Origin of the sequence: Streptomyces sp. NPDC088915 (assembly GCF_044749825.1) — a bacterium.
GTDB lineage: Bacteria > Actinomycetota > Actinomycetes > Streptomycetales > Streptomycetaceae > Streptomyces.
In genome coordinates this window covers 1-20,736 of the sequence record NZ_JBIVIR010000037.1, presented here as the reverse complement: position 1 = coordinate 20,736, position 20,736 = coordinate 1, and the positions used below count along the sequence as shown (strand labels likewise).

Genomic DNA, 20,736 nt, shown 5'->3' with positions numbered 1-20,736 from the left:
TTCGCCGGCGGCTACCAGGACCCCACCGGCCTCTACCACCTCGCCGCCCGCTACTACGACGCCAACATCGGCCGCTTCACCCAGCCCGACCCCTCTGGGCAGGAGGAAAACTCCTACCTGTATGCCGAAGGTGATCCCGTCAACCGCATCGGCCCCACAGGGCTGCTGAGTCTTGACGGTGCGGTGGACGCCCTCGGGAACGCCAGTGACCTCATCGGCGCAGGCGTCCACTTGCCCCAGGGAGACACACGGGCACTATGGGGCGACGTCGCCGGGCTCGTAGTGGGAAGTCTGACTGCAACTACCTGCGGTGCAGCTGTGGTAGCCACTGCCACGCCGACTCTTGGCACCTTCCTCAGAGCCACAGCAGGGTGCTACGTCATCGGATGGGGCGTGGGGCAGATCGCATCCAACGCCGTCGGGGGCTGACGAACCCGGAATCTGGGTGGGGGGCGGAGAAATAGTCTTTTCTCGCCCCTACCAACCCTTCGAAAGGAGAAAGCCGTGACACGTGTGGGCTGGTCGATGGAGCAACGAGCCGTCGTTAAGAGGTACGCCCAGTTTGCCGCGTTCTTCGCGGTGATCGGAATTCTTTTATCGGCGTTTCTGATTGTCTCCGGGAACACCGGCGGGTGGGTCGTACTGGTAATGGTTGTTGCCATCTGCCTTGTCGGATACTTCTTCGTTCAGAAGGGAAAGGGTGGACAGCCTTGAGAATCCGCCCTGCATTGGTAATTCTCACAGCAGCTCCGCTAGTCGGCTGACACGGTAAAGCTCTCGGGTAAGCACCCGAGGGCTTGCTTGTGGGCGTCGACTATGGATATCGAGCAAGCTTTCTCCTTAGACCGGGTCCTATGTGGTGAGGCGGAGGAGTCGTTTGTAGCAGCAGATTGCTGCGGCGAGGCCGAGGAAGGCCAGGTAGTTGCGGGGATGGCGTTCGTAGCGGTGGTTGAGCCGGCGATAGCCGGTCAGCCAGGACATGGTCCGCTCGATGACCCATCTGTGGCGGCCGAGTCGTTCGGAGGACTCGATGCCCTTGCGGGCGATGCGGATGCCGATGCGTTTGCCGCGGAGCCATTTCCGCAGTTCAGGTACGTCGTAGGCCTTGTCGGCGTGCAGACGCTGGGGCTTGAAGTGACGGCCGCGGTGGGGGTCGTGTCTCGTTTGGTGACCGAGGACCATGGGCTTCAGGGCCTGGCTGTCATGGACGTTGGCCGCGGAGAGGCCGACGAGGAGAGGCAGTCCGTTCGCGTCCGACAGGACGTGCATCTTGGAACCCGGCTTGCCCCGGTCCACAGGGCTCGGACCGGTGAGTTCGCCCCCTTTTTCGCCCTCACATGCGCGGAGTCGAGGACGGCACGGGACAGATCGAGCAGGCCGACGTCGTCGAGGCGATGCAGGATCTCCTCGTGCAACCGGCCCCACACGCCCGCCCTGGACCAGATCAGGAACCGGCGATGGGCGGTCGACTTCGATATCCCGAAGCAAGGCGGCAGAGCCCGCCAGGCGCAGCCGCTGACCAGCACGTAGATGATCGCGGCGAACAGCGTCTCATCAGGCGTGTCCTGCGTCCCGCCGCCCTGCGGCCGCACCCTCGACGGCGGGATCAGCGGCTTCGCGATCTCCCACAACCCGTCCGGAACAATCCAACTCCACGTACCCCGCCCCATGACCTGCCCAACGACCGCCTCACCACATAGGACACGGTCTAAGGGGCGACCACCCGGACTCCAGGGCGGCCACCCCTTCTCGCCTGCCCGACCCCTACGCCGACGCCAAAGCCGCCTTCACCTCCGTTTTCGGGCGCAGTGCGGCGAGCGGCGAGCGCCGGCCCTTCTCGACCTGGCGGAGCTCCTCCCGGTCGACCTCGGGGTGCGCGCCGGGCAGGGCGTCGACGTCGGCGGTGCGGTAGAGCGGGACCAGGGCCGGGCCCCCGGCGCCCGGCCGCGCGCCAGGCGGCCTCGGTCTGCGCGAGCAGGTCCAGCGACGGCACCAACACGAGCACCCGGCTCGCATGGAGCTCCTCCGCGCTGCGGGCGGCCGCGAGGGTCTTGCCCGACCTGGTCGCCAGGATCACCTGCGCGCGGAGCCCCGCTCGGGCACGGTCGAGCGCGCAGGCAACTTCGCGGTGACGGGGGCCGGGGCCTTCAGGCGGCGAACCGGTTGGTGTGGCCGGGCAACTGCTGCCCCGGGCGCAGGAACCGCCGGCTGCCCTGTTCGTCGCGCACTGTGAGGAACCCGGCGTCCGTCAGCCGCTGTGCGATCATCCTGCGGCGGACCGTGCCCACCTTGAACGCCACGGTGCACAGCAGCGCGACCGCCCCGCCGGAGGCGACCGCTTCGACCGGCGACCTGTTGTCGATGAACATCAGGACAGTCAGGACCGCGCAGGCGAGGTAGACCAGAAGCCTCTGGCTCCGGTCGGCGACGTACAGGGCCATGACGTCGAAAGTGACGAGATCCTTCAGCACCGCCACGGCACCAGCCGCTTCGGGGAGCGGCTTCAGCGAGCCCTGCTTCAACCCCGGCACTGTCCCGCCGTTGCCCGCCCGCGGATGGGCGGTGATGGTTGCCGCCTCGCGGACGCGCGCGTCGGGCCGCGGGTCCCGGTACATCCTGACCTGGACCAGTGAGTTCTTGAACCCGGTCCTGTAGGCCATGCCGTACGTGTAGCCGTACTGCTCCACCACATGTGCCAGAGCGGCCGCCTTCGGCGCGGAGCCCTGAGGGGCGATCTCAACGATGTCCTGCTGACGGGCGATCTGCTGGAGCACCCCTGCTATGTGACGTTCCACCGGCACTCTGTTCTCCACCTCCTGGGACCCCCGCGCCCGGGCCCGACCGGAGCACAGCCTAGAGGGCGCGCCACCGATCGGAACACGCACGGTGCCCCGACCATGGACCGGGAGACCCCGCTTCGGGCGGCGATGTCGGTGGTGCGGTAGAGCGGGACCAGGGCCGCCCCGGCCCGTGAGGTGCCGTACTCAACCTCAGCCCACTCCGCAGCCCGGATCCGCTTGAGCCTGACCATCCAGTCGAATTCCACCCGCCTCACGCGCAGGCGGTCGGCGGCCTGGTCGGGGCCGAGCGGGGTGTCCGCGGCGACGAGCTCGGCCGGGTTCCCCCGCGTGCAGATCTCGGTGACCTGACCGGGATGGTGCAGCGTGCCCTTCGGGTTGCCGGACAGGTCGACCAGCAGGCCGCGGGCTATGAACCGGCGGACCACGAACGAGGTGACCGCCGCCTTCTGCCCATGCGTGTTCGGCGTGCCGAGCGCTTCGGAGATCCGGTCCGCCGCCACCCCACCCGGGATCGGCTCCTGGTTCATCGCGGCCCGTACGACGCCGGCGTCCAGCACCTCGACCACCGCCTGCGACTACCTCCCCCGAGGGGGGCCGGGGGCCGGGACGATCCCGATGTGCCGAGCCCACCGGAATACCCTTGCCGGCACTTCACCCTCTTCTGATGAAAGGAGGCCCAACGCATGATCTACCTGCACACCAACCCGGAGCTCAACGCACGGGAGGAACCGACAGCACGTGAGCGGGAGCTGGTCGACGCCATCGACGCACTCCTCATAGCCGTCGATCCTGCCGGGATCATCGGAGACGAAGCCCAGTGGTACCTCGGCACAGCTCTGAAAGGTCAGGACAATCTGGAGCTGGCACTGCCGCTGGGATGGGATCGTGAAGTCGCCCTGCGCGTACTGCTGACGGACAAGTCTTTCACCGTCGGCTGGGGTGGCGAGCTGGGCGAGAAACCGCTGCTGGTGTCCTTCGAGGCGGTCCCGCCCTCCCTTGGAGAGATGACGGCCGCCGTCGAGGCGGAGCTATCCCGTGAGCTTCGGGTCTTGGGGCGCCGACGCCTCTTCGGCGGGGCATCGGAGTTCCACCTCCGCCACGCAGAGAGCTGGACCGACCTGCTTCGCGGCGGCACGCCGTCGCGGGAACAAGACCTGAAGCGAGCCTCACACGAGGCCACGCTGCGGACGGGCTGACCGTCTTTCTCGCACCACACCGCGGGCCCCGGCACCCCGCGTCGGGGCCCACGGCATTGGGTGCATTCCTTCAAGAGGACGTTCGTCCCCAGTCAAGACGGTAAGTCGACCCGCTACGTGCACGAGCACTGAGTCCGAGGTACTGGTCCGACATCGCGACGAGTCCGGAGAAGATCCCGGTGGTGGCCGGGGTCCGGAGCACCTTCAAGCGGGCATTCACGGCGTCATCTTGGTGCCGGCGGATCCGGACTGGCGCGCCAGCCTGTAGGACGGCATCGGAGCAGATGCGACGGAGCCCCGGCCACCGCCTCCTGATGGTCACCGACGGTCTGATCGAGACCCGCGGAGTCGACCTCGCGGTGTCCATGGACCAGCTCCGCACGGCCGCGAGCACCGCCCCCGCCGGTCTCGCCTCGCTGTGCGACACCCTGCTGGGCTGCTTCGGCCATGAGCGGGAGGACGATATCGCGATGCTGGTGCTGCGACTAGGCTGAGCGGTGTCGCCGTAGAACAGGAGTGCCCATGCCGCAGATTCTCGTCACCCGGACCGGGCGGGACGACGTCGACTGGGAAGGGCTCGCGAGCGCACTGAACCAACTGGTCGTCGAGAAGGCTGCTGCGCGTCTGGAGGAGTGCAAGACGCAGGTCGTGCGCGGCGAGGACTCGGCGGTCGGCACCGACATCGAGGGGCACCTCCTGGTGCACGTCACAATCGGCCTGCTCGCCGGACGCACCGATGAGACGAAGGCGGAGCTCACGGAGGCGGTGGTGGACCTGCTGCGCAAGTTCGCCGGGCCCGAGGACGGCTACCGGATGCATGTCTCCGCCGAGGTCCGCGACCTGGACCCGTCCTACCGCAAGGTCGAGTTCTAGGGCCTGTCCGGCGGATCATTTCGGACTGGTGCAGGCACGCCCGGTACGGCCGAATCGTCGTGGGCCGCAGCAGTCACGCGAACGAGGGCCACCGGTCGGCGGCCCACTCCCGCCAGTCGTCCCACCCGGGCGGCGGGCCGGCGACCCTGTGGCCCTCCAGTTCCGCCGCGTCGGGCTCCTCGAAATGCGCGCGCCCGTGCATGATGTCGGCCTCGGACATTGGCAGTGTCTCTTCGGGAGTGGTCGCCCAGCGGTGGGCGATACGGGCGCGTTGGGTCTCCTTGTTCACCGGCAGGTAGATCATGCGGAAGCATGCCTCCTCGGCCTCCACCAGCCAGCGGATCGCAGAGCGTTCGTCCCGTGACCAGCAGCCGTAGTCCACGACGACGTCGGTGCCCAGTCTGACCGCCTCCAGGGCGAGCCAGAGCATGCGCCCCTCCAGCACGTCGCGCTTCCCGTCGGCCTCCGCCTTGCCGAACAGGGGAATCATCCAGTCGTCGGGCGTCAGACGCAGCGCGCCGTGCTCCGCGGCGAGCTGCCGGGCCCGCGTGGTCTTTCCGGCCCCTGGCAGGCCGACCATCAGGAACAACGTGGTCACACCCCGATCGTGGCAGGGAGGCCAATCAGGCGGCCACCGTTTTATCTGCCCGATCACGGGCTGAGCCACAGGCGGAGGGGGGCCACGGTGACAGTGCCGTGGAAGACGTAGGCGCGCTTGTCGTAGCGCGTAGCCACGGCACGGAAGTGCTTGAGCCGGTTGATCGTGTGCTCGACCTCGTTGCGGCGCTTGTACCTCTCCTTGTCGAAGCCCGCGGGCCGGCCTCCTCTACTGCCTCTGCGTCTGCGGTTGGCCCGCTGGTCCTTCGGTTCCGGGATGGTGTGTTTGATCTGGCGTCTGCGCAGGTAGCGGCGATTGCGGCCGGAGCTGTATGCCTTATCGCCGCCCAAGTGGTCGGGACGGGTCCGCGGATGCCCGCCGCCGAGGCGCTTTACCCGGATGCGTTCGAGGACTGGGATCAGCTGCGGGCTGTCGCCCCACTGACCAGGAGTGATCAGCAGCGCCAGAGGGCACAGGCCGCCTTCCCCGGCAAGGCGGATCTTGGAGGTCAGACCGCTCCGCGAACGGCCGAGCCCTTCGTCGGGGCGGTGCTGCCGAGGTGTTGATCTCCGCTTCGGAACTCGCGGCGTCCTGCGCGGAGCTCCGGCAGCGTGCTGATGGGCTCGGCACGAGGTGGAGTCCACGTTCACCATGCTCCAGTCGATCCGGCCCCGGCGTCGGCAGCGGACTGGACGGCTTGCAGGATCCGATCCCAGGTGCCGTCCGCCGACCAGCGGCGATGACGCTCATAGACCGTCTTCCAGTTCCCGAACCGGTTTGGCAGATCCCGCCACGGGACTCCCGTGCGGGCCCGGAACAGGACCCCGTTGATCACTGTTCGGTGGTCGTTCCAACGCCCGCCCCGGCCGCCGGTCGTCAGCAGATGGGGCGCAAGCCGCGCCACTCATCATTCGTCAGATCACCCCGCCTCACGAACTGAACAATGGTCCCGACGCGAGGCGACCGCCACATGATTCGCCGGACAAGACCTAGTCCCCGGGCCGGGCTTCAGTCCTCGGACGCCAGGGTGATGAGCCGGGCGGCCAGGCCGCTGGAGGAGCCGTCGGCCGGCTCGTCCCCGAGGACGCGGCGTAGCAGCGCGGTCGTCCTCCTCGTCCTCGCCGCCACCCGCGCTGCCGACCCCGACGAACCGGCGCACCACGAACGCCGTCGCGTTTCGCCTTTTGGTGATCACTGCGCCCGGTTGCGGCTTTTTCCGCGCAGTTCGTCGTCGGGTCGGGTGCGCTGAGGCATGTCGGTACAGTGCCTGGGTGCCGGCTGTCTGGTCGGCACCTCCTGGGGGGGACGAATGAGACGAGGGTTATGCCGGAGCAAGCGAGTTCGCCTGCGATAGCACCGAGCGGGCGTGTGGCCGCGTCGGCCGAGGCGGCACGGATGGCGGCGGTGCGCCGTTACGACATTCTCGACACCCCTCCGGACGGCGCCTACGACCGAGTCGCAGCGCTGGCGGCGCGCCTGTTCGAGGTGCCGGTGGCAACGGTGACGATCGTGGACGAGGACCGGATCTGGTTCAAGGCCACGCACGGACTGGAAGGCGTCACCGAGATCGGCCGCGATCCGGGCCTGTGCGCCTCGGCGGTCCTGACCGATGACACCACCGTCATCCCCGACACCCTGCTCGACCCGGCCGCCTGTTCCAACCCGCTGGTCGCCGGCCCGATGGGGGTGCGGTTCTACGCGGCCGCCCCGATCATCACCGCCGACGGGTACCGGCTGGGCACGGTCAACGTCCTCGATACCCGCCCCCGTAAGATCAGCGAGGCGGATTCGGCCACGCTCGCGGACCTGGCGGCGGTGGTGCGCGACCAGCTTGAACTGCGGCTGGCGGCGTTGCACGCGGTACGCGCCGAGCAGGAGCGCCGCAAGGTCGAGCAGGAGAAGCGCCAAGCGGAGGAAGAGGCCCGGCAGCGGGCGGAGCGGGACAAGGCGGCCATCGCCGCGTTCGCCTCCACCCTGCAGCGCACCCTGGTGCCTCCCGCGTTGCCCGCGGTACCGGGGCTGGAGCTGGCCTGCCACTACAAGACCGCCTCCCCGCAGGAAGTGGGCGGCGACTTCTACGACGTCTTCCCCGTCGACGGAGGCCGGTGGGCGTTCTTCCTGGGCGATGTGTGCGGCAAGGGCGCCGAAGCCGCCTCGGTCACCTCACTGACCCGCTACACGCTGCGGGCCGCAGCCCTCGTCGACGCGGACCCCACGGCCGCGCTCAATGCCCTGAACACGGCGCTGCTGCTGGATGCGGCGGTCGGTACCCGCTTCTGCACTGCCATCTTCGGCCTGCTCGATCCAGACCGGGACGGCGGTTTCACAGTCACGCTGGCCACCGGCGGCCACCCGCCCGCCTACCACCTCAGCCCCGCCAAGGAAGGCGGTGTACGGGTCGACGCGGTCCGCGCCAAGGGTGGCATGCTGGTCGGCGCGTTCGCCGAGGCCTCCTTCGCCTCGCGCACCCTGCACCTGGCACCCGGCGAGGGGCTGCTGCTGTACACCGACGGTCTGACCGAGGCACGCACCGCCGATGGCCACATGCTCGCCGACACCGGCCTGCTCGACTTCTTGGTCCACCGGCCGGCGCCGGTCGCTGCCGGCGCCCTGATCGACGACACCGTCGCGCTCCTGGACACCCTTCCCGACACCGAACGCGACGACGTGGCGCTGCTGGCCCTGTCCGTCCCCACCCCCGATGCCGCTCCCGCAGGTATCACCACCACCGCTCACAGCGCCGCCGCCCCGAGCGCCGACATCTCCGTCGGGCAGGAGAACCGACGCCCATGACCGACGCATTCCACATCGACGTCCCGCACACCGACGGCACCTTGGCCGTGATCGCACTGTCCGGTGAATTCGACATCACCACCGCGCCCGCCGTACGGGCCCGCGCCCTCGAGCTCATCACAAACGGCCACCCCCATCTGGTCGCCGACCTAGCGGGCGTCACCTTCTGCGACTCCTCAGGACTGGGCGCCCTCGTCGGCATCTGGCGCTGCGCCAAGGACGCCGACGGCTCGCTGACCCTGGCGGCCATCCCCGACCGGCTGAGCCGCTTGCTCAGCGTCACCGGGATGGACACCTTCCTGCCCGCCTTTCCCAGCGCCGACGCCGCGCTTGCCGCACGCCAAAGCCGCACCACCGCCTGAAACCCCTCGCTCGACAGGGCGGCGCGGCTTGTATTGCTTGTGACGTCCCATGATCCGCGCTGGCGTTGTCGGAGCCGTCCACGGGTGGGGAGTTCTGGCTGCCGCAGACCCGGATGGAGCGCAGCGGTCCGGGCCGGCTGCGGCTGACCGGTGCGAAGAGTTTCGTCACCAACGCCGCCCACGCCGATTCCTACGTGCTGTCCGCGGTGGCGAGCGGGCCGGACACGCCCCCGGGACAGTTTTCCTGCACCGTGGTGGACGCCGGCACCCCCGGACTGGTGTGGGGTGAGCCCTGGCGGGGTTTCGGCATGCGCGGCAACGCCTCACGTGCACTGGACCTGCCCGGTGTGGAAATCCCCGAAAGGTGCCTGCTGGGGGAGCGGGGCGACGAGATCTGGTACGTCTTCAACGTCGTTGCCCCCTACTTCCTGATGGCCATGGCCGGCACTTACCTCGGCGTCGCCGCGGCCGCTCTGGAGGAGACCCGCGCCCACCTGCTCCAGCGCAAACGGACGAGGTCGAACCGGCACCCCTCCGGCCACCAGGTCGTCCAGCACCGCCTGGGCACGATGTGGGCCCGGGTGGAACGCACCCGCCGCCTCGTCTACCACGCCGCCACCGAGGCGGACACCGGCGGACCGGAAGCGCTGCTGGGCCTGGCCTCGGCCAAGGCCGAGGTCGCGGACGCGGCTGAGGCGACCGTCAACGACGCCCTCACCCTCGTCGGCGGCGTCGGTTACGGCGAACGCTCCCCTTTGCATCGGATGCTGCGTGATGCCCGCGCTGCTCACGTGATGTCGCCCGGCACCGACATGCTGCGTGTGTGGGCGGGCCGTGCTCTGCTGGACGAGCCCCTTCTGGAGGGCTGAGATGGAACCGGCCCACTCGCCGCTGATCCTGCTGGTGGACGTGGACGGCCCGACGGCGCGCGCCCTGCGCGACGAGCTGGCCGGTACCGCGGAGTTCGCCGAGACCACGGCCGGCGACGCACCGGTCTTCACCTCCGGCACGCTCGGTGAGCGCCGCCCCACCGTGGCGGTACTCGCCCCCGGCGTGCCCGCTCCGGCGGGCCTGGTGCACTCCCTGCGCCCGCATCCGGCCGACCTGGCCGTGGCAGTGGTGGCCGCTCCCGCCTCCGAGACCGAGCTCGCAGCCCTCCCGCTGCTGTTCTCTCCGGACGTCGTCGCCCAGGTACGCGAGCGAACACGGCCGCTGCCCGCCACCGTGGCCCACCTCCTGCACGCCCTGACGGGCCGCCGCGCCCACGCCGCGGCCCAGGCGGCGGCCCAGCAGCAGCTTTCCGCCGGCAGCGCGACGATCGGCCGGCAGCTGGGAGAACGGCTGCTGGGCCAGTTCCTCACCCAGGCCCCCATCGGCGCCCTCATGCTCGACGGTCTGGAGGTCATCGCCTGGAACCGCCGTGCCGCCGAAACCCTGGAGCTGACGGAGGCCGCGATCCTGCACCGGCCGCTGACCGACCTGTTCCCCGCCGAGGAACGCCCCGCGCTGCGGCGGCACCTGACCGCCGCCGCGCATCCGCACACCGCCCAAGCCGACGCCGTCTTCGAACGCACCCGGTCCGACGGCACCTCCCAGGCACTGCGCGTCGCCGCGCAACAGGTCCTGGACGCCGACGGCCGCACCCGTACCCTGGTCCTGGCCGACGACGTCACCGACCGCCTGCACGCCCAGCGCAAACTGGCCGAACGCACCAGCCAGGCCCTGCTCACCGCCGAAGTCGCCGCCGCCATGACCGAACCCGGATCACTGCCCGAGCGCCTGCACCGGTGCGTACGCGCCGCGGTCGACCGCCTGGGCGCCGACCGGGTGTGCATCTGGACCACGGACGAGTACGGCCGGCTGTCCCACACCACGTGTGCCGACAGCGGCGACGGGCAAACGGCCCCGAACCCGTGCCAGGACACCCAGAACCACCTGGCCGAACGGGTCCTCACCACCTTGCGCCCCCACCTGGACGCCGCCCCGCCCACAGCGGACCCGCACACCGCCTCCGCTTCCGGACACGGCTCGTTCGCCGGCTACCCGCTGATCACCGGCGGGCAGCCGATCGGCGTCCTGACCCTCACCACCCGCCTGGCCCTGCCCGGCTCCACCCGCACCACCCTGGAAAACCTCGCCGACCAGATAGCCGTCGGCATCCAGCAGGACCGCCTCCTGTACCGCCTGCACGCCACCACCCGTGCCCTGGAACGCCCCCTGCTCCCCCCGAGCCTGATCAACCCGCCCGGCTTCGACCTCGCCGCCCGGTACATCCCCTTCGGAGAAGGCCTGCACATCGGCGGCGACTTCTACGACGCCTTCACCGCCCCCGACGGCCGCCACGTCCTGGTCCTGGGCGACGTCTGCGGCAAGGGCCCCGCCGCCGCGGCCATCACCGGACTGGTACGCCACACCCTGTGGACGGCCGCCCAGCACACCACCGACCCCGCGTACGTCCTTCCCCTGATCAACCGAGCCCTGCGGCGGGAGAACACCCCCTTCTGCACCCTCGTCTACGCCGTCCTGGACCCCTCTCACGCCCCGGCCCGTCTGCGCATCGCCTCCGCCGGGCACCCCGCGCCCCTCCTGCGCCGCACGGGCGGGCACACCGCCCCCCTCGCCCCGCACGGGCCCCTGCTGGGCGTCCTGGACACCCCGCACCATCCGGTCAGCGAGCTGCAACTGCACCCCGGCGAGTCACTGGTGCTCTACACCGACGGTTTCACCGAAGGCGCCGGCGCCCACGCACAGCAGGAACCCGAAGACCTCGCCGCACTCATCACCGCAACCTCCACAAGCGGCGACACGACATCCGACGACCTCGTCACGGCCATGCTCACCCACGCCTACGACCGGTGGGGCACCCAACTGCGTGACGACCTCGCCGTACTGGCACTCACCGCCACCGCCCCCACCTCCAACTGACCGGAGCGTCACCGGCACGGCGGGGAGCAGTTGCTGCCGCGGTCGAGGCCACGACCATGGCGGTCCCGGTCAGACCCTGAGGCCGGGCCGGACCCATACCGGGCTTGCCGGCGGCCGCTGGACGGTCGACATCGTCGCCGTCGCAGGCCGTACACGGCTCCGGACGGATCGGCCGAAGGGGGGCCGTCGGCTGTGTCGACAGCGGGAGGGATCTGCCCTTGCGACATATGCCCTCAACCGGTCTCTCTGAGCCCTTCACGGACACGCGATGCGGCCGGCCCTGACCGGTCTCGATCCGGAGGCGGCCGGGTTGTTCCTCGCCGTCGGTCTCGTGCCCGTGGCCGGATTCGCCTGCCATGCGTCGAAACGGCACACGGGGCAGAACCGGCCGGTGGATCGCGGGACGGCCGCGTGCTGCCGGAGTCCGGGTCGGCGCGGTGGCCGCGTGTCGCTGTCCGCTCACGGACCGGAAGGCTCCGGACCTGAAGCGCTCTCCTACCTGCCGGCCGTGTACCTGCGCCCCTACCGGAGCCGGGCACCGGGCCCGGTGCCCGGCGCCTCCAAGTTGCCGGCGCCTCCGCCCCTTGACATGGTTTTTCATGAGTGCCAGATCATTGACTCGGGGTACGGGAGCCGGTCCGATGAGCAGCGGTCACCAGGACGAAGCCCGGTATGACAAGCCGTGGAGCAGGCCGGGGCGCGTCAGGTACGCCTTCACGCGGCTTTCGGGGATGCTGCGGCCAAGCATCTCGGTGTACCGCCCGGAACCGGGGAAGGTGCACGTCGAGAACGACTGCCCGGTCGTCACCCGGGACGGCACCCTTCTGCGCGTCAACGTCCACCGTCCGCCGAACAGCACTCCCGTACCGGTGATCCTCTTCGCCCACCCGTACGGGAAGGACGATCTGCCCGAGTTCACCGCCTCGGGCCGCCCCAAGCTGTCGTTCCGCTACCGGATCATGCGCCAGACCGGACCCCTGGTCTTCTCCTCGCTCACGACCTGGGAGGGGCCCGACCCGGTGTGGTGGGTCGGGCAGGGCTACGCGGTGGTGAACTGCGACCTGCGGGGAGCAGGCACGTCGGACGGCGTCGGAGCGCTGCTGTCGGCCCAGGAGGGCGAGGACGTCCACGACCTGATCGAGTGGGCCGGTGCCCAGCCGTGGAGCAGCGGGGCCGTCGGCATGCTCGGGGTGTCCTACCTGGCGCTCACGCAGTGGCGGGCGGCGTCCACCCGGCCGCCCTCGCTGAAGGCGATCGCTCCGTGGGAAGGGTTCACCAACGCCTACCGGGGACTGGCACGCCCCGGCGGCGTGGAGGAGAACGGCTTTCTCAGGCTCTGGGACCTCGGCCTGAAGAAGGTCCGGCAGGCCTACTCGTTCCGGCGGGAGAGCGCCCGCAGACCGGTGATCGACGACTGGTACCGGTCCCTGGACCCCGACCTGTCCGCGATCGAGGTGCCCGCACTGGTCTGCGGCAGCTTCTCCGACAACAACCTCCACAGCCGCGGTTCGTTCGCCGGATTCGAGCAGATCGGCTCCACGGAGCGGCACCTGTACACCCACCGCGGCGGCAAGTGGGCCGTCTTCTACGACCAAGAGGCCCGCGCGGCCCAACTGCGCTTCTTCGAGCGCCACCTCAAAGGGCGGGACGCGCCACTACTGCCCCGGGTCCGGCTGGAGGTCCGCGACCGCGCCGACCACGTCGTGGAGGTACGCGACGAGGAGACCTGGCCGCTGGAACGCACCCGGTGGACCCCCGCGTACCTCACGGCCCGAGGTCTCGCCACCGACCCGCCGACCGCCCCGGGATCGCTCTCCTTCGACGTCCGCCGGGCAGGCGCCCGGTTCGGCTGGACGGTCACAGAAGACACCGAGCTCACCGGACCCATGGCACTGCGGCTGTACGTCGAGCTGCACGACGCCGACGACATGGACCTCGTCGTGGGCGTCGAGAAATGGAGCGCAGGCCGCTTCGTCCCCTTCGAAGGCTCCTACGGATACGGCCGCGACCGCGTCGCCACCGGATGGCAGAACCTCGCCCTACGGGCACTCGACACCGACCGATCGCGCCCCTTCGAACCCGTGCCAGCCTGTCTGGTGCGCGAACCCGTCCCGGCGCGAGAAGCCGTCCCCGTCGACATCGCGCTCGGCGCCTCCTCGACCCTCTTCCGTGCCGGGGAGCAGCTCCGGCTGGTGGTCGCCGGCCGATGGCTGTCCCCGCGCAACCCGCTGACCGGCCAGTTCCCCGCCTCCTACCGGACCCGCACCCGGGGACGCTGCACCCTGCACTGGGGACCGGACCGGCCCGCCCACCTCCTGCTGCCCGTCATCCCCGCGACGGCATAAGGCTGCCCGGACTTCCTCAAGGACGGCTCCGCACGGCGAGCGCGCTGCCCGGCCCGTAGCCGCGCAGCATCCACTCCAGACGCCCGCGGTACTGTTCGGCGAACTCCTGAAGACGCTGGGCGTACCCCTCGCGCTCGCCTTCCCGTACGGCGCCCAGGGCCACGAGGACGATCTCCTCCGACGCGTCGGGGTCCAGAAAGTGCTGCAGGGCCGTCAGGGCCCACGTGCACCGCCACGCCACCTCCAGGACCTCCCGCACACCGGGCACCGGAGCCGATGCCATTTCCTTCGCGGCCGGGGCGCCGGGCTGCGGAGCGGGGGAAAGCGGATGGGTGACGGCACGGCCGCGCTGGGCGGCGGTCTGGTCGGCGAGCCACAGCAGGCCGGTGGCGATCGCGCGTACGTCCGCGTTCCAGCCGTCTTCGAACCGCTCCTCGGCCCCGTCGGGGACGCCGGTGAGGACCTGGCCGTGAAGACGCACGCAGTCGCCCGGCGGCTTAAGGACCGGGTGTTCCAGTGCGATGCGACGGCGGTGTGCCGGGTGCCGGACGGCACCCGCGCCTACGCCCTCCTCGACGGCGTCGGCGACACCCGCGCCGTCCGCACCTGGACCCGCACCGCCGCACGCCGCCCGGCCCGCGCGGCCGCCGGACACGGCGACACGGAAGCCGGCCTGCGCACCGAGTACGACCGCTACGCCGCCGACCCCGCCCGCCACACCCCCGGCCACGACCTCCCCGCCGCAGCGGCCGTCGTCGCCGTCCACGCCCCCGGCGGCCCGCTCTCCGCCGCCTGCTCGGGCGACGCCCGCGCCCACCTCCTCCTCGACGGCCTCGGACCCCTGCGACAGCTCACCGAGGACCACAACGCCCGCCGCGCCTGCGACGGCCACGGCGACCGCAACCTCATCACCGCCTGCCTCGGCGGAATCCGCGACGACGAGGAGACCGAACAGCACCGGGGGCACCCGGCCATCGAGTACATGTCCGGCCCCGCCCGCCCCGGACGGCTGCTGCCGGCCTCCGACGGCGCCTACGAACCCCACGAGGACATCGACCACGACCTGGGCGACCATCTCACCGGCGATCCACGCGAGGCCGCCGAGCTCCTGGTCGACGACGCCGTCCGCCACGCCCGCGCACAGCGGGACCCCGTACGCCGACAACGCCACCGCCCTGATCGCCCGCATCACCTGACCGACTATCAAGGGAGAACCGCTTGTGGACACCCCGCCCGCACCGCCCCAGATGCGATCTTTCGGTTTCGTGACAGCGGAGTGAGAGACAGTGGCGGGGTGGAGCATTGCCGTAGGTCAACCCGGTTTTCTTAAGTGGGGTGCACTGCCGTAAGTGTGAGGGATCGCGCCGATCCCACTGTCACGGAGCGATACCTGTGCAGGTGGCGCGCTGACGTGAAACCGACAGATTGCAGCCTCCGTCTGCACACGGCTCAGCTAACTTGATCTTTGACCTGTGCGGCGTGGTCGACGGACTACCGACTCCTTGCTCCGGGACGTGACGCCCGTCTTGCGGGGCGTGTGGACGTCGCGGTGCGGGGTGAGCCGGGTGTTCTTCCGCCCGGAGGCTGAGGCCGATTTGGTTTACGTACAACCCATCGTGCCACCTGTGTATCTGACCAGGTGTAGCGCTGTCTGCGTCTGGTCTTTCCTGGAGGTCTCCTTGCAGTTCCGTACCGTCGGCTCCATCCGTCTTGTCTCCTCCGTGGCGGCAGTCCTGGCCATGACCGCCGCCACGTGCGCATATGGCCCACTCGTGGCGGTCGCCTCCAGCGCAGACTCGTCCGGCGTCCCCTTCCCTTCGCTCCTGCCTGGGACCAGGCTGCTCGGCGCGGGCCTCCAGGGCTACGTTCTGGACATCCCCACCGGACACCAGGACTTCACGACGTACCGCTGGGTCCCCTACGCGGGTGGCGCGCCCCGTGACTTCACCACCAGCTACTTCGAGGGATTGAACGACGTGTCCGGAGAGATGGTGGCCGGATCGGACGACGGTTACGACGGCGTGGGCGTCGACCTGGTAACCGGGGAGAGGTTCCGTACCGAAGAGATACCCGGCGTGCTGGACGCCCTTTATGAGGGAACCACCGGGTCGGCCATTGCCCTGAGAGGGGACGACGCCCTGGGGGAGAAGAGCCCCCTGTGGCTGGATACCAAGGACGCCCCGCCCCGTGAGGTTCGGGGGCTGCCCGCCGGGACCACCTACCTGGCGGTACGTCCCGCGTCCGCGACGGTCGGACTGCTCGATTACCGCACCACCACCGGCGAGCAGAGGGTGGGCCTGATCGACCTGGCCACTGCCATCGTCTCGGAGACGTACCCGAAGGTGGAGGCGGTCTCGGCAACCCGGGTCGCCTGGACCGAGCCGGCCACCGCCACCACCCCGCGTCGCGTGGTGGTCCGCGACCGGGTCACGGGCAAGGACACCGTCACCGAAGCGGCGGGCACAGGCACCCTCGGCATCGGGCTGCTCGGCGACTGGCTGCTGTTCGGGGGCCGCGCCCGGCACCTGGTGACCGGGACGACGGTCACCCTTTTCGACCGGGTCGACGCCTTGTTCACCGCCACGGACGGCACGGCCGCCGTCGTCCAGGGCGCCCGGGGCGGGAACACCGGCATCCACCGCGTCACGCTCGGTGGCGACGGCAGGCCCGCGGCGGTGTTCGTGGCCCGAAGCACGACTGCCGGAGACCTCGTCCACGACATCGACGCGGACGGCCATCCCGACCTCCTGGGACGGGACGCCTCGGGGACGCTGTGGCGGGACAGCGCCGCGGACGGGCGCCCCCGGGCGTCGGCCGGCACCGGCTGGCAGGGTTACGGCAAGATCGAGATCGCCGGTGACGCCGTCGTCACCGGCGGCGCCGACAACTACGCGGCAGACGTCGTCGCGCGGGACGCGGCCGGTGTCCTCTGGCTCCACCAGGGCAACGGACAGGGCGGCTTCCTCCCCCGCACGCGGATTGGCGGCGGCTGGCAGGTCTACGAAAAGATCGCCGGCGGCAGCGACCTCACCGCAGACGGCCGCCCCGACCTCGTCGCCCTCGACACGGCCGGTGGGCTCTATCTGTACGAAGGCACCGGTCACGGCAGCCACCCCTACGAGACCCGCAAGAAGATCGGCGCCGACTGGGGCTTCTACAACCAGCTCACCGCGGTCGGCGACATCGGCGGCGCCACCGGCGGGGACCTCGTCGCCCGCGACAAAAACGGCCTTCTCTGGCTCTACCTCGGCAAGGGCGACGGCACCTTCACCACCCGCAAACTCATCGGCGGTGGCTGGCAGGTCTACGGCCAGCTGACCGGCGCCGGAGACGTGAACCACGACGGCCGGGCCGACCTCCTCGCCCACGATCCGGTCACCAGCCAGGTCTACCTCTACACCGGAACCGGTGACTGGCGCCGTCCCTTCGCCAAAAGGGTCCTTACAGACATCCACGCAAAGGCTGCGTACGACCACATCGTCTGATCGGCCCGCGCCACCCAACGATGCGACTGGGCTGCTATGAGCCCACGAGGACGATCTCCTCCGCCGCGTCGGGGCCCAAGACGTGCTGCGGGCCGACCAGGGCCCATGCGCACCTCCCTGCCCCCCGGGACCTCCCGCACATCGGGCACCAGGACCGTCGCCTTCACTGTTCCAGCCGGAGCCGCGGTGCCGGGCTGCCGGGCGGGGCAGGGCTGGTGGGTGGTGGCGCGGCCGCGCTGGGCGGCGGCCTGGTCGGCCGACCGCAGCACGCCGGTGACGACCGCTCGTACGCCCGTGTCCCAGCCGTTCTCGAACCGCTCCTCGACCCCGTCGGGAGCGCTGCTCTCCACGATCCAGGTACGGACCCCGGCGAGCGCTCCGGCCTCCAGCCGCGCGACGAGTTCGTCCGCGCGCCCGGCCGGCACCCCGGCGGCGGCCGGGGCACGGAACACCTCCAGGCGGGCGTTCACCGCCTCGTCCTGGTGCCGGCGGATCCGGGCCAGCTCCCGCCCGTAGGCGACCTCGTCGTACGAGTCTGTACTCACGCTGCCCCTCCTCCGTCGTCCCGGGCCCGCCGCGCGTCCCACCTCGGGTCGCGCACGGGCACGGTCACCGGCGCCCGTGGGGCGTCTTTGTGGTCGAGGCGCGCGCGATCTGCCGGTTCGTGCGCGGCGTGGTGAGGAGGTGGGTCAGGAGCACGACGGTCTGACGGCCCCGGCCGCCGGGCATCCAGGATCCGGGGAACCGGAACTCGTCGGCCGCCTGGCTGTACGAATGCGGTGTCGACCGGGTGTCCCCACTGGGCATGGGGGCAGGGATCTTTTCATGGTTTCGTTTGCCTTACGAGCGGGTCCGAACGCGGCGGTCTCGGTAGGGAGCTTCATTGTCGCGTTGATCGTGGTGATAGGGGTGTGGCAGTGGTCCCGTAGCCGCCGCTAAGTACCACGCCCGTCACGCCCATCTCATCTCGATCTTGGAGAGTTGTTCGATCCGCTCGGGGGAGAGCGATGCGACTCGGGAGCGCTGGTTGCCGATCCAGGCTCCGAGCTTGAGCGACACCTCCCGCCGCTCCCAGCCCTCGCCCTCGTCGTCGCCGCCGAGGACGACGGTCTCGACGTGCTTCCTCGGCACGGTTAGGTGTCCCTCGCGTTCGTAGAACTGGCGGGCGGCGGTGTAGTGCATGGCCCACTTGGCCGCCTGACTCATACGCGGCTTCGGCCTCTCCTCCTCAGTGGCCGGGGCGATGCCGAGGACGTGTTCGCACATCCACTGCTGCACGCCGCTCAGCTTGTCGAACCCGAGCCGCTGCGCCCGCACCCACCGTCCGAGATCCTCGCCCTGGCGCACGACCTCCCCGGCCGCCATCGGCAGCACTCCACCTTCGTCCAGGTGCTGGCGTACGAGGTGGAAGGCCCTCTGCCACTCCACTGGCCAGCTCGGGCACCACGACGGGTCGACCTCCTCCAACTGCTCGCGCCGCGCCTCCGACAGTGCCCCGGCCCACGACACCACCGGCAGCCCCTCGGCCTGGCGCTGCTCCAGCTCAGCCGCGCGCCGGGCGGCGGCCCGCGCGTTCTTCAACCAGATCCCCACCGCCGCCCCCTGGAACACCGCGTCCAGCGGGGCCAGGAGGTGCCCGTTCTCGGCGGCCCACCCGCGCGCCGCCGTGAGACCTTCTTCCCAGGCGACGTCGTGGTGGGACCAGACCATGCCGAGCTTCTCCAGCTCCTCCACGCGTTCGGCGTCCATCTCGCCGCGGGCGTAGAAGCGCCGGCTGTCGGCGATCCACTGCCCCAGCGGAAAGCCCGCGAGCGCCGCCGGCCACCCCTCGCCCTGCACCTCCCGGCCCTCCTCCTTCACCGGGACCCGAAAGGTGAACGGGACGCGCAGGCCCCCGTGGAGCCGCTGGTACAGGACGGCGGCCTCGACGCCGCGCCGCCAGTGCTCGTGCTCGGGGTCGAGCACCCGCAGCCGAATGAACGCGGCGAGCGCGGCCGGGTCGCGGGGCGTGGAGAACTTCAGCAACGCCCTGGCCGAGGCGCTGACGCCCGTGGAGCCCTTCCCGCTCCCACGCATGCCCGACCCGCTCTCGTCCTTGCTGACGGACGTGTAGCGGCTCGGCCGCTGCTGCTCCGCCAACGCCTCCACCACCCGCGCGTCGTGCGCCCGGAGCGCCTCCAAGAGCTTGGCGAGCCCGCCGAACGCACGGGAGGTCAGCATGTTGTCCGCCGTCTCCCCAGGCCCCAGGAGCACCGGCACCACGAGCGAGGCGACCTTCCCCTCACCGGGCTGCATCCGCAGCGCACGCCCGACGGCCTGGACGAGGTCGGGCATCGAACCGCGCACGTCGGCCCAGTACACCGAGTCGCACCGGCGGGTGTCGACGCCTTCGCCCAGGACCTTCACCGACGACAGGAACGCCTTCTCCACCACCGTGCCGTCCTCGTCGACACCGTCCTCGAACTCGGTCAGTACCCGGCGGCGGTAGAGGGGCTTGTGCTCCCCGCACAGCCAGTCCGCCCAGATCGTCTTCGGGTAGAGCTCGGGGTCGGCGTCGTGGAGCTGCCCAGCGACGCCGGGGAGGCCGGCCGCGAACGCCTCGGCCTCCTTGATCACCCCGTGGAACACCAGCGTGCGCCTCAGGTTCTCCTCGGCCGAGGCCTTCATCAGCGCCGTCTGGAGCGCCGCGAGCCGGGCCCCGCGCACCTCCTCGGACCGCGCCTCGGCCCCGAGGAGCTGGACGGCCTGGAGCTGCGTGTCGGTGACGTCCACGCACACGACCTGGTAGGGGGCACAGATTCCCCGGTCGATGGCCTCCGAGAGCGTCAGCGTGAACGCCCTTTTGCCGAAAGGCGAGTCCGGGTGGTCGTCCATGCTCGCCACCAGCTCGCCGGGTGCGCCGCTGGCCGCGTCGTCCTCCCCGAGCTGCCACAGTCGGGGCGTGGCGGTCATGTAGAGGCGCCGCAGAGACGGGATGCGGGCGTTGTCGTGGACGACGGCCCAGGGCTTCCCGATCCGGCCCGAAACCCTATGGGCTTCGTCGACCACGATCAGGTCCCACCCCGGGAGGCCTGAGGCGTGCGCGCGCTCCAGAATGCCCATCCCGAGGCTGGCGTACGTGGCGTACACGGTCACCTTCTCCAGGCCCCGCGTCCACTCCATCAGCTCGTCCACGTCCGTGGTGCTGGGGAAGCTCGCCTCCTCGCCCCGCAGCGAGGACACCCCGATCACCTGCCCCCGGCGCCCGGCCGCGCGCCAGGCGACCTCGGTCTGCGCGAGCAGGTCCAGCGACGGCACCAACACGAGCACCCGGCTCGCATGGAGCTCCTCCGCGCTGCGGGCGGCCGCGAGGGTCTTG

General features: G+C 70.6%; 20 protein-coding genes and 2 pseudogenes. 13 read left to right on the top strand and 9 right to left on the bottom strand.

Annotation, left to right across the window (positions count from 1 at the left end):
* A partial coding sequence (locus ACIP5O_RS36495; protein ID WP_401302056.1) for an RHS repeat-associated core domain-containing protein occupies window positions 1-429 on the top strand: 429 nt, incomplete at its 5' end.
* A gap of 75 nt (window positions 430-504) precedes the next feature.
* Window positions 505-714, top strand: coding sequence for a hypothetical protein (locus ACIP5O_RS36490; protein WP_401302053.1), 210 nt, complete (start codon window positions 505-507; stop codon window positions 712-714).
* Between the two features lie 138 nt (window positions 715-852).
* Here ACIP5O_RS36490 and ACIP5O_RS36485 read toward each other — a convergent pair.
* From ACIP5O_RS36485 to ACIP5O_RS36470, 4 genes are all read right to left on the bottom strand, one after another.
* Window positions 853-1,670, bottom strand: a protein-coding gene (locus ACIP5O_RS36485; RefSeq protein WP_401302050.1) for an IS5 family transposase whose coding sequence is annotated in 2 segments (ribosomal slippage) — window positions 853-1,328 and window positions 1,328-1,670 — 819 coding nt in all. Because the reading frame shifts where the segments join, the coding sequence is not laid out codon by codon here.
* Window positions 1,671-1,708: 38 nt separating this feature from the next.
* Window positions 1,709-2,077, bottom strand: a complete 369-nt coding sequence (locus tag ACIP5O_RS36480) for a DEAD/DEAH box helicase family protein (RefSeq protein WP_401302048.1) — start codon at window positions 2,075-2,077, stop codon at window positions 1,709-1,711.
* A 70-nt stretch (window positions 2,078-2,147) separates the two neighbouring features.
* Window positions 2,148-2,774, bottom strand: a complete 627-nt coding sequence (locus ACIP5O_RS36475) for a hypothetical protein (protein ID WP_401302045.1) — start codon at window positions 2,772-2,774, stop codon at window positions 2,148-2,150.
* Window positions 2,775-2,779: 5 nt separating this feature from the next.
* On the bottom strand, window positions 2,780-3,367 hold the full coding sequence (locus ACIP5O_RS36470) for a hypothetical protein (protein WP_401302043.1): 588 nt from the start codon (window positions 3,365-3,367) through the stop codon (window positions 2,780-2,782).
* A gap of 117 nt (window positions 3,368-3,484) precedes the next feature.
* Here ACIP5O_RS36470 and ACIP5O_RS36465 point away from each other — a divergent pair, with 117 nt between their 5' ends.
* The 3 genes and pseudogenes from ACIP5O_RS36465 (at window position 3,485) to ACIP5O_RS36455 (ending at window position 4,870) form a co-directional block, all read left to right on the top strand.
* Entirely contained in the window at window positions 3,485-3,997 is a 513-nt protein-coding gene (locus tag ACIP5O_RS36465) for a hypothetical protein (RefSeq protein WP_401302041.1), read from the top strand.
* 293 nt (window positions 3,998-4,290) lie between these two features.
* Window positions 4,291-4,491: pseudogene (locus tag ACIP5O_RS36460) on the top strand (SpoIIE family protein phosphatase); the annotation flags it as partial.
* Window positions 4,492-4,519: 28 nt separating this feature from the next.
* Complete coding sequence (locus ACIP5O_RS36455; RefSeq protein ID WP_401302038.1) at window positions 4,520-4,870, top strand: 5-carboxymethyl-2-hydroxymuconate Delta-isomerase; 351 nt, start codon at window positions 4,520-4,522, stop codon at window positions 4,868-4,870.
* 73 nt (window positions 4,871-4,943) lie between these two features.
* Here the strand turns inward: ACIP5O_RS36455 and ACIP5O_RS36450 are convergent, their stop codons facing one another.
* Window positions 4,944-5,468, bottom strand: a complete 525-nt coding sequence (locus ACIP5O_RS36450; protein ID WP_401302035.1) for an AAA family ATPase — start codon at window positions 5,466-5,468, stop codon at window positions 4,944-4,946.
* Between the two features lie 53 nt (window positions 5,469-5,521).
* Window positions 5,522-6,401 (bottom strand): annotated as a pseudogene (locus tag ACIP5O_RS36445) (IS5 family transposase).
* Window positions 6,402-6,836: 435 nt separating this feature from the next.
* Between ACIP5O_RS36445 and ACIP5O_RS36440 the strand changes: the two are divergent.
* The 5 genes from ACIP5O_RS36440 to ACIP5O_RS36420 all read left to right on the top strand — a co-directional run bounded on the left by ACIP5O_RS36440 (window position 6,837) and on the right by ACIP5O_RS36420 (window position 13,893).
* Window positions 6,837-8,261 carry a PP2C family protein-serine/threonine phosphatase gene (locus tag ACIP5O_RS36440; protein WP_401302032.1) on the top strand — a complete coding sequence of 475 codons (1,425 nt, stop codon included), beginning with the start codon at window positions 6,837-6,839 and terminating at the stop codon, window positions 8,259-8,261.
* On the top strand, window positions 8,258-8,623 hold the full coding sequence (locus ACIP5O_RS36435) for an STAS domain-containing protein (protein ID WP_401302029.1): 366 nt from the start codon (window positions 8,258-8,260) through the stop codon (window positions 8,621-8,623). Before ACIP5O_RS36440 ends, ACIP5O_RS36435 begins: the two co-directional genes overlap by 4 nt.
* Before the next feature lie 65 nt (window positions 8,624-8,688).
* On the top strand, window positions 8,689-9,492 hold the full coding sequence (locus ACIP5O_RS36430; protein ID WP_401302026.1) for an acyl-CoA dehydrogenase family protein: 804 nt from the start codon (window positions 8,689-8,691) through the stop codon (window positions 9,490-9,492).
* A 1-nt stretch (window position 9,493) separates the two neighbouring features.
* On the top strand, window positions 9,494-11,548 hold the full coding sequence (locus ACIP5O_RS36425; RefSeq protein WP_401302023.1) for a SpoIIE family protein phosphatase: 2,055 nt from the start codon (window positions 9,494-9,496) through the stop codon (window positions 11,546-11,548).
* 641 nt (window positions 11,549-12,189) lie between these two features.
* Window positions 12,190-13,893, top strand: a complete 1,704-nt coding sequence (locus ACIP5O_RS36420) for a CocE/NonD family hydrolase (protein WP_401302020.1) — start codon at window positions 12,190-12,192, stop codon at window positions 13,891-13,893.
* Between the two features lie 16 nt (window positions 13,894-13,909).
* On the opposite strand, the gene ACIP5O_RS36415 is transcribed toward ACIP5O_RS36420, so the two are convergent.
* A complete protein-coding gene (locus tag ACIP5O_RS36415; RefSeq protein ID WP_401302017.1) occupies window positions 13,910-14,374 on the bottom strand; it encodes a hypothetical protein in 465 nt (154 codons plus the stop codon).
* Here ACIP5O_RS36415 and ACIP5O_RS36410 point away from each other — a divergent pair.
* The 3 genes from ACIP5O_RS36410 (at window position 14,363) to ACIP5O_RS36400 (ending at window position 17,894) form a co-directional block, all read left to right on the top strand.
* Window positions 14,363-15,223, top strand: coding sequence for a mucin-2 (locus ACIP5O_RS36410; protein ID WP_401302014.1), 861 nt, complete (start codon window positions 14,363-14,365; stop codon window positions 15,221-15,223). The genes ACIP5O_RS36415 and ACIP5O_RS36410 overlap by 12 nt on opposite strands.
* Before the next feature lie 349 nt (window positions 15,224-15,572).
* Window positions 15,573-17,378, top strand: a complete 1,806-nt coding sequence (locus tag ACIP5O_RS36405; RefSeq protein WP_401302012.1) for an FG-GAP repeat domain-containing protein — start codon at window positions 15,573-15,575, stop codon at window positions 17,376-17,378.
* Window positions 17,379-17,483: 105 nt separating this feature from the next.
* Window positions 17,484-17,894, top strand: a complete 411-nt coding sequence (locus ACIP5O_RS36400) for a hypothetical protein (RefSeq protein ID WP_401302009.1) — start codon at window positions 17,484-17,486, stop codon at window positions 17,892-17,894.
* Window positions 17,895-17,987: 93 nt separating this feature from the next.
* On the opposite strand, the gene ACIP5O_RS36395 is transcribed toward ACIP5O_RS36400, so the two are convergent.
* Window positions 17,988-18,185, bottom strand: coding sequence for a hypothetical protein (locus ACIP5O_RS36395; protein ID WP_401302006.1), 198 nt, complete (start codon window positions 18,183-18,185; stop codon window positions 17,988-17,990).
* A 144-nt stretch (window positions 18,186-18,329) separates the two neighbouring features.
* Window positions 18,330-20,736, bottom strand: a 2,407-nt coding sequence (locus ACIP5O_RS36390; RefSeq protein WP_401302003.1) for a Helicase associated domain protein, incomplete at its 5' end; no start/stop codon positions are given.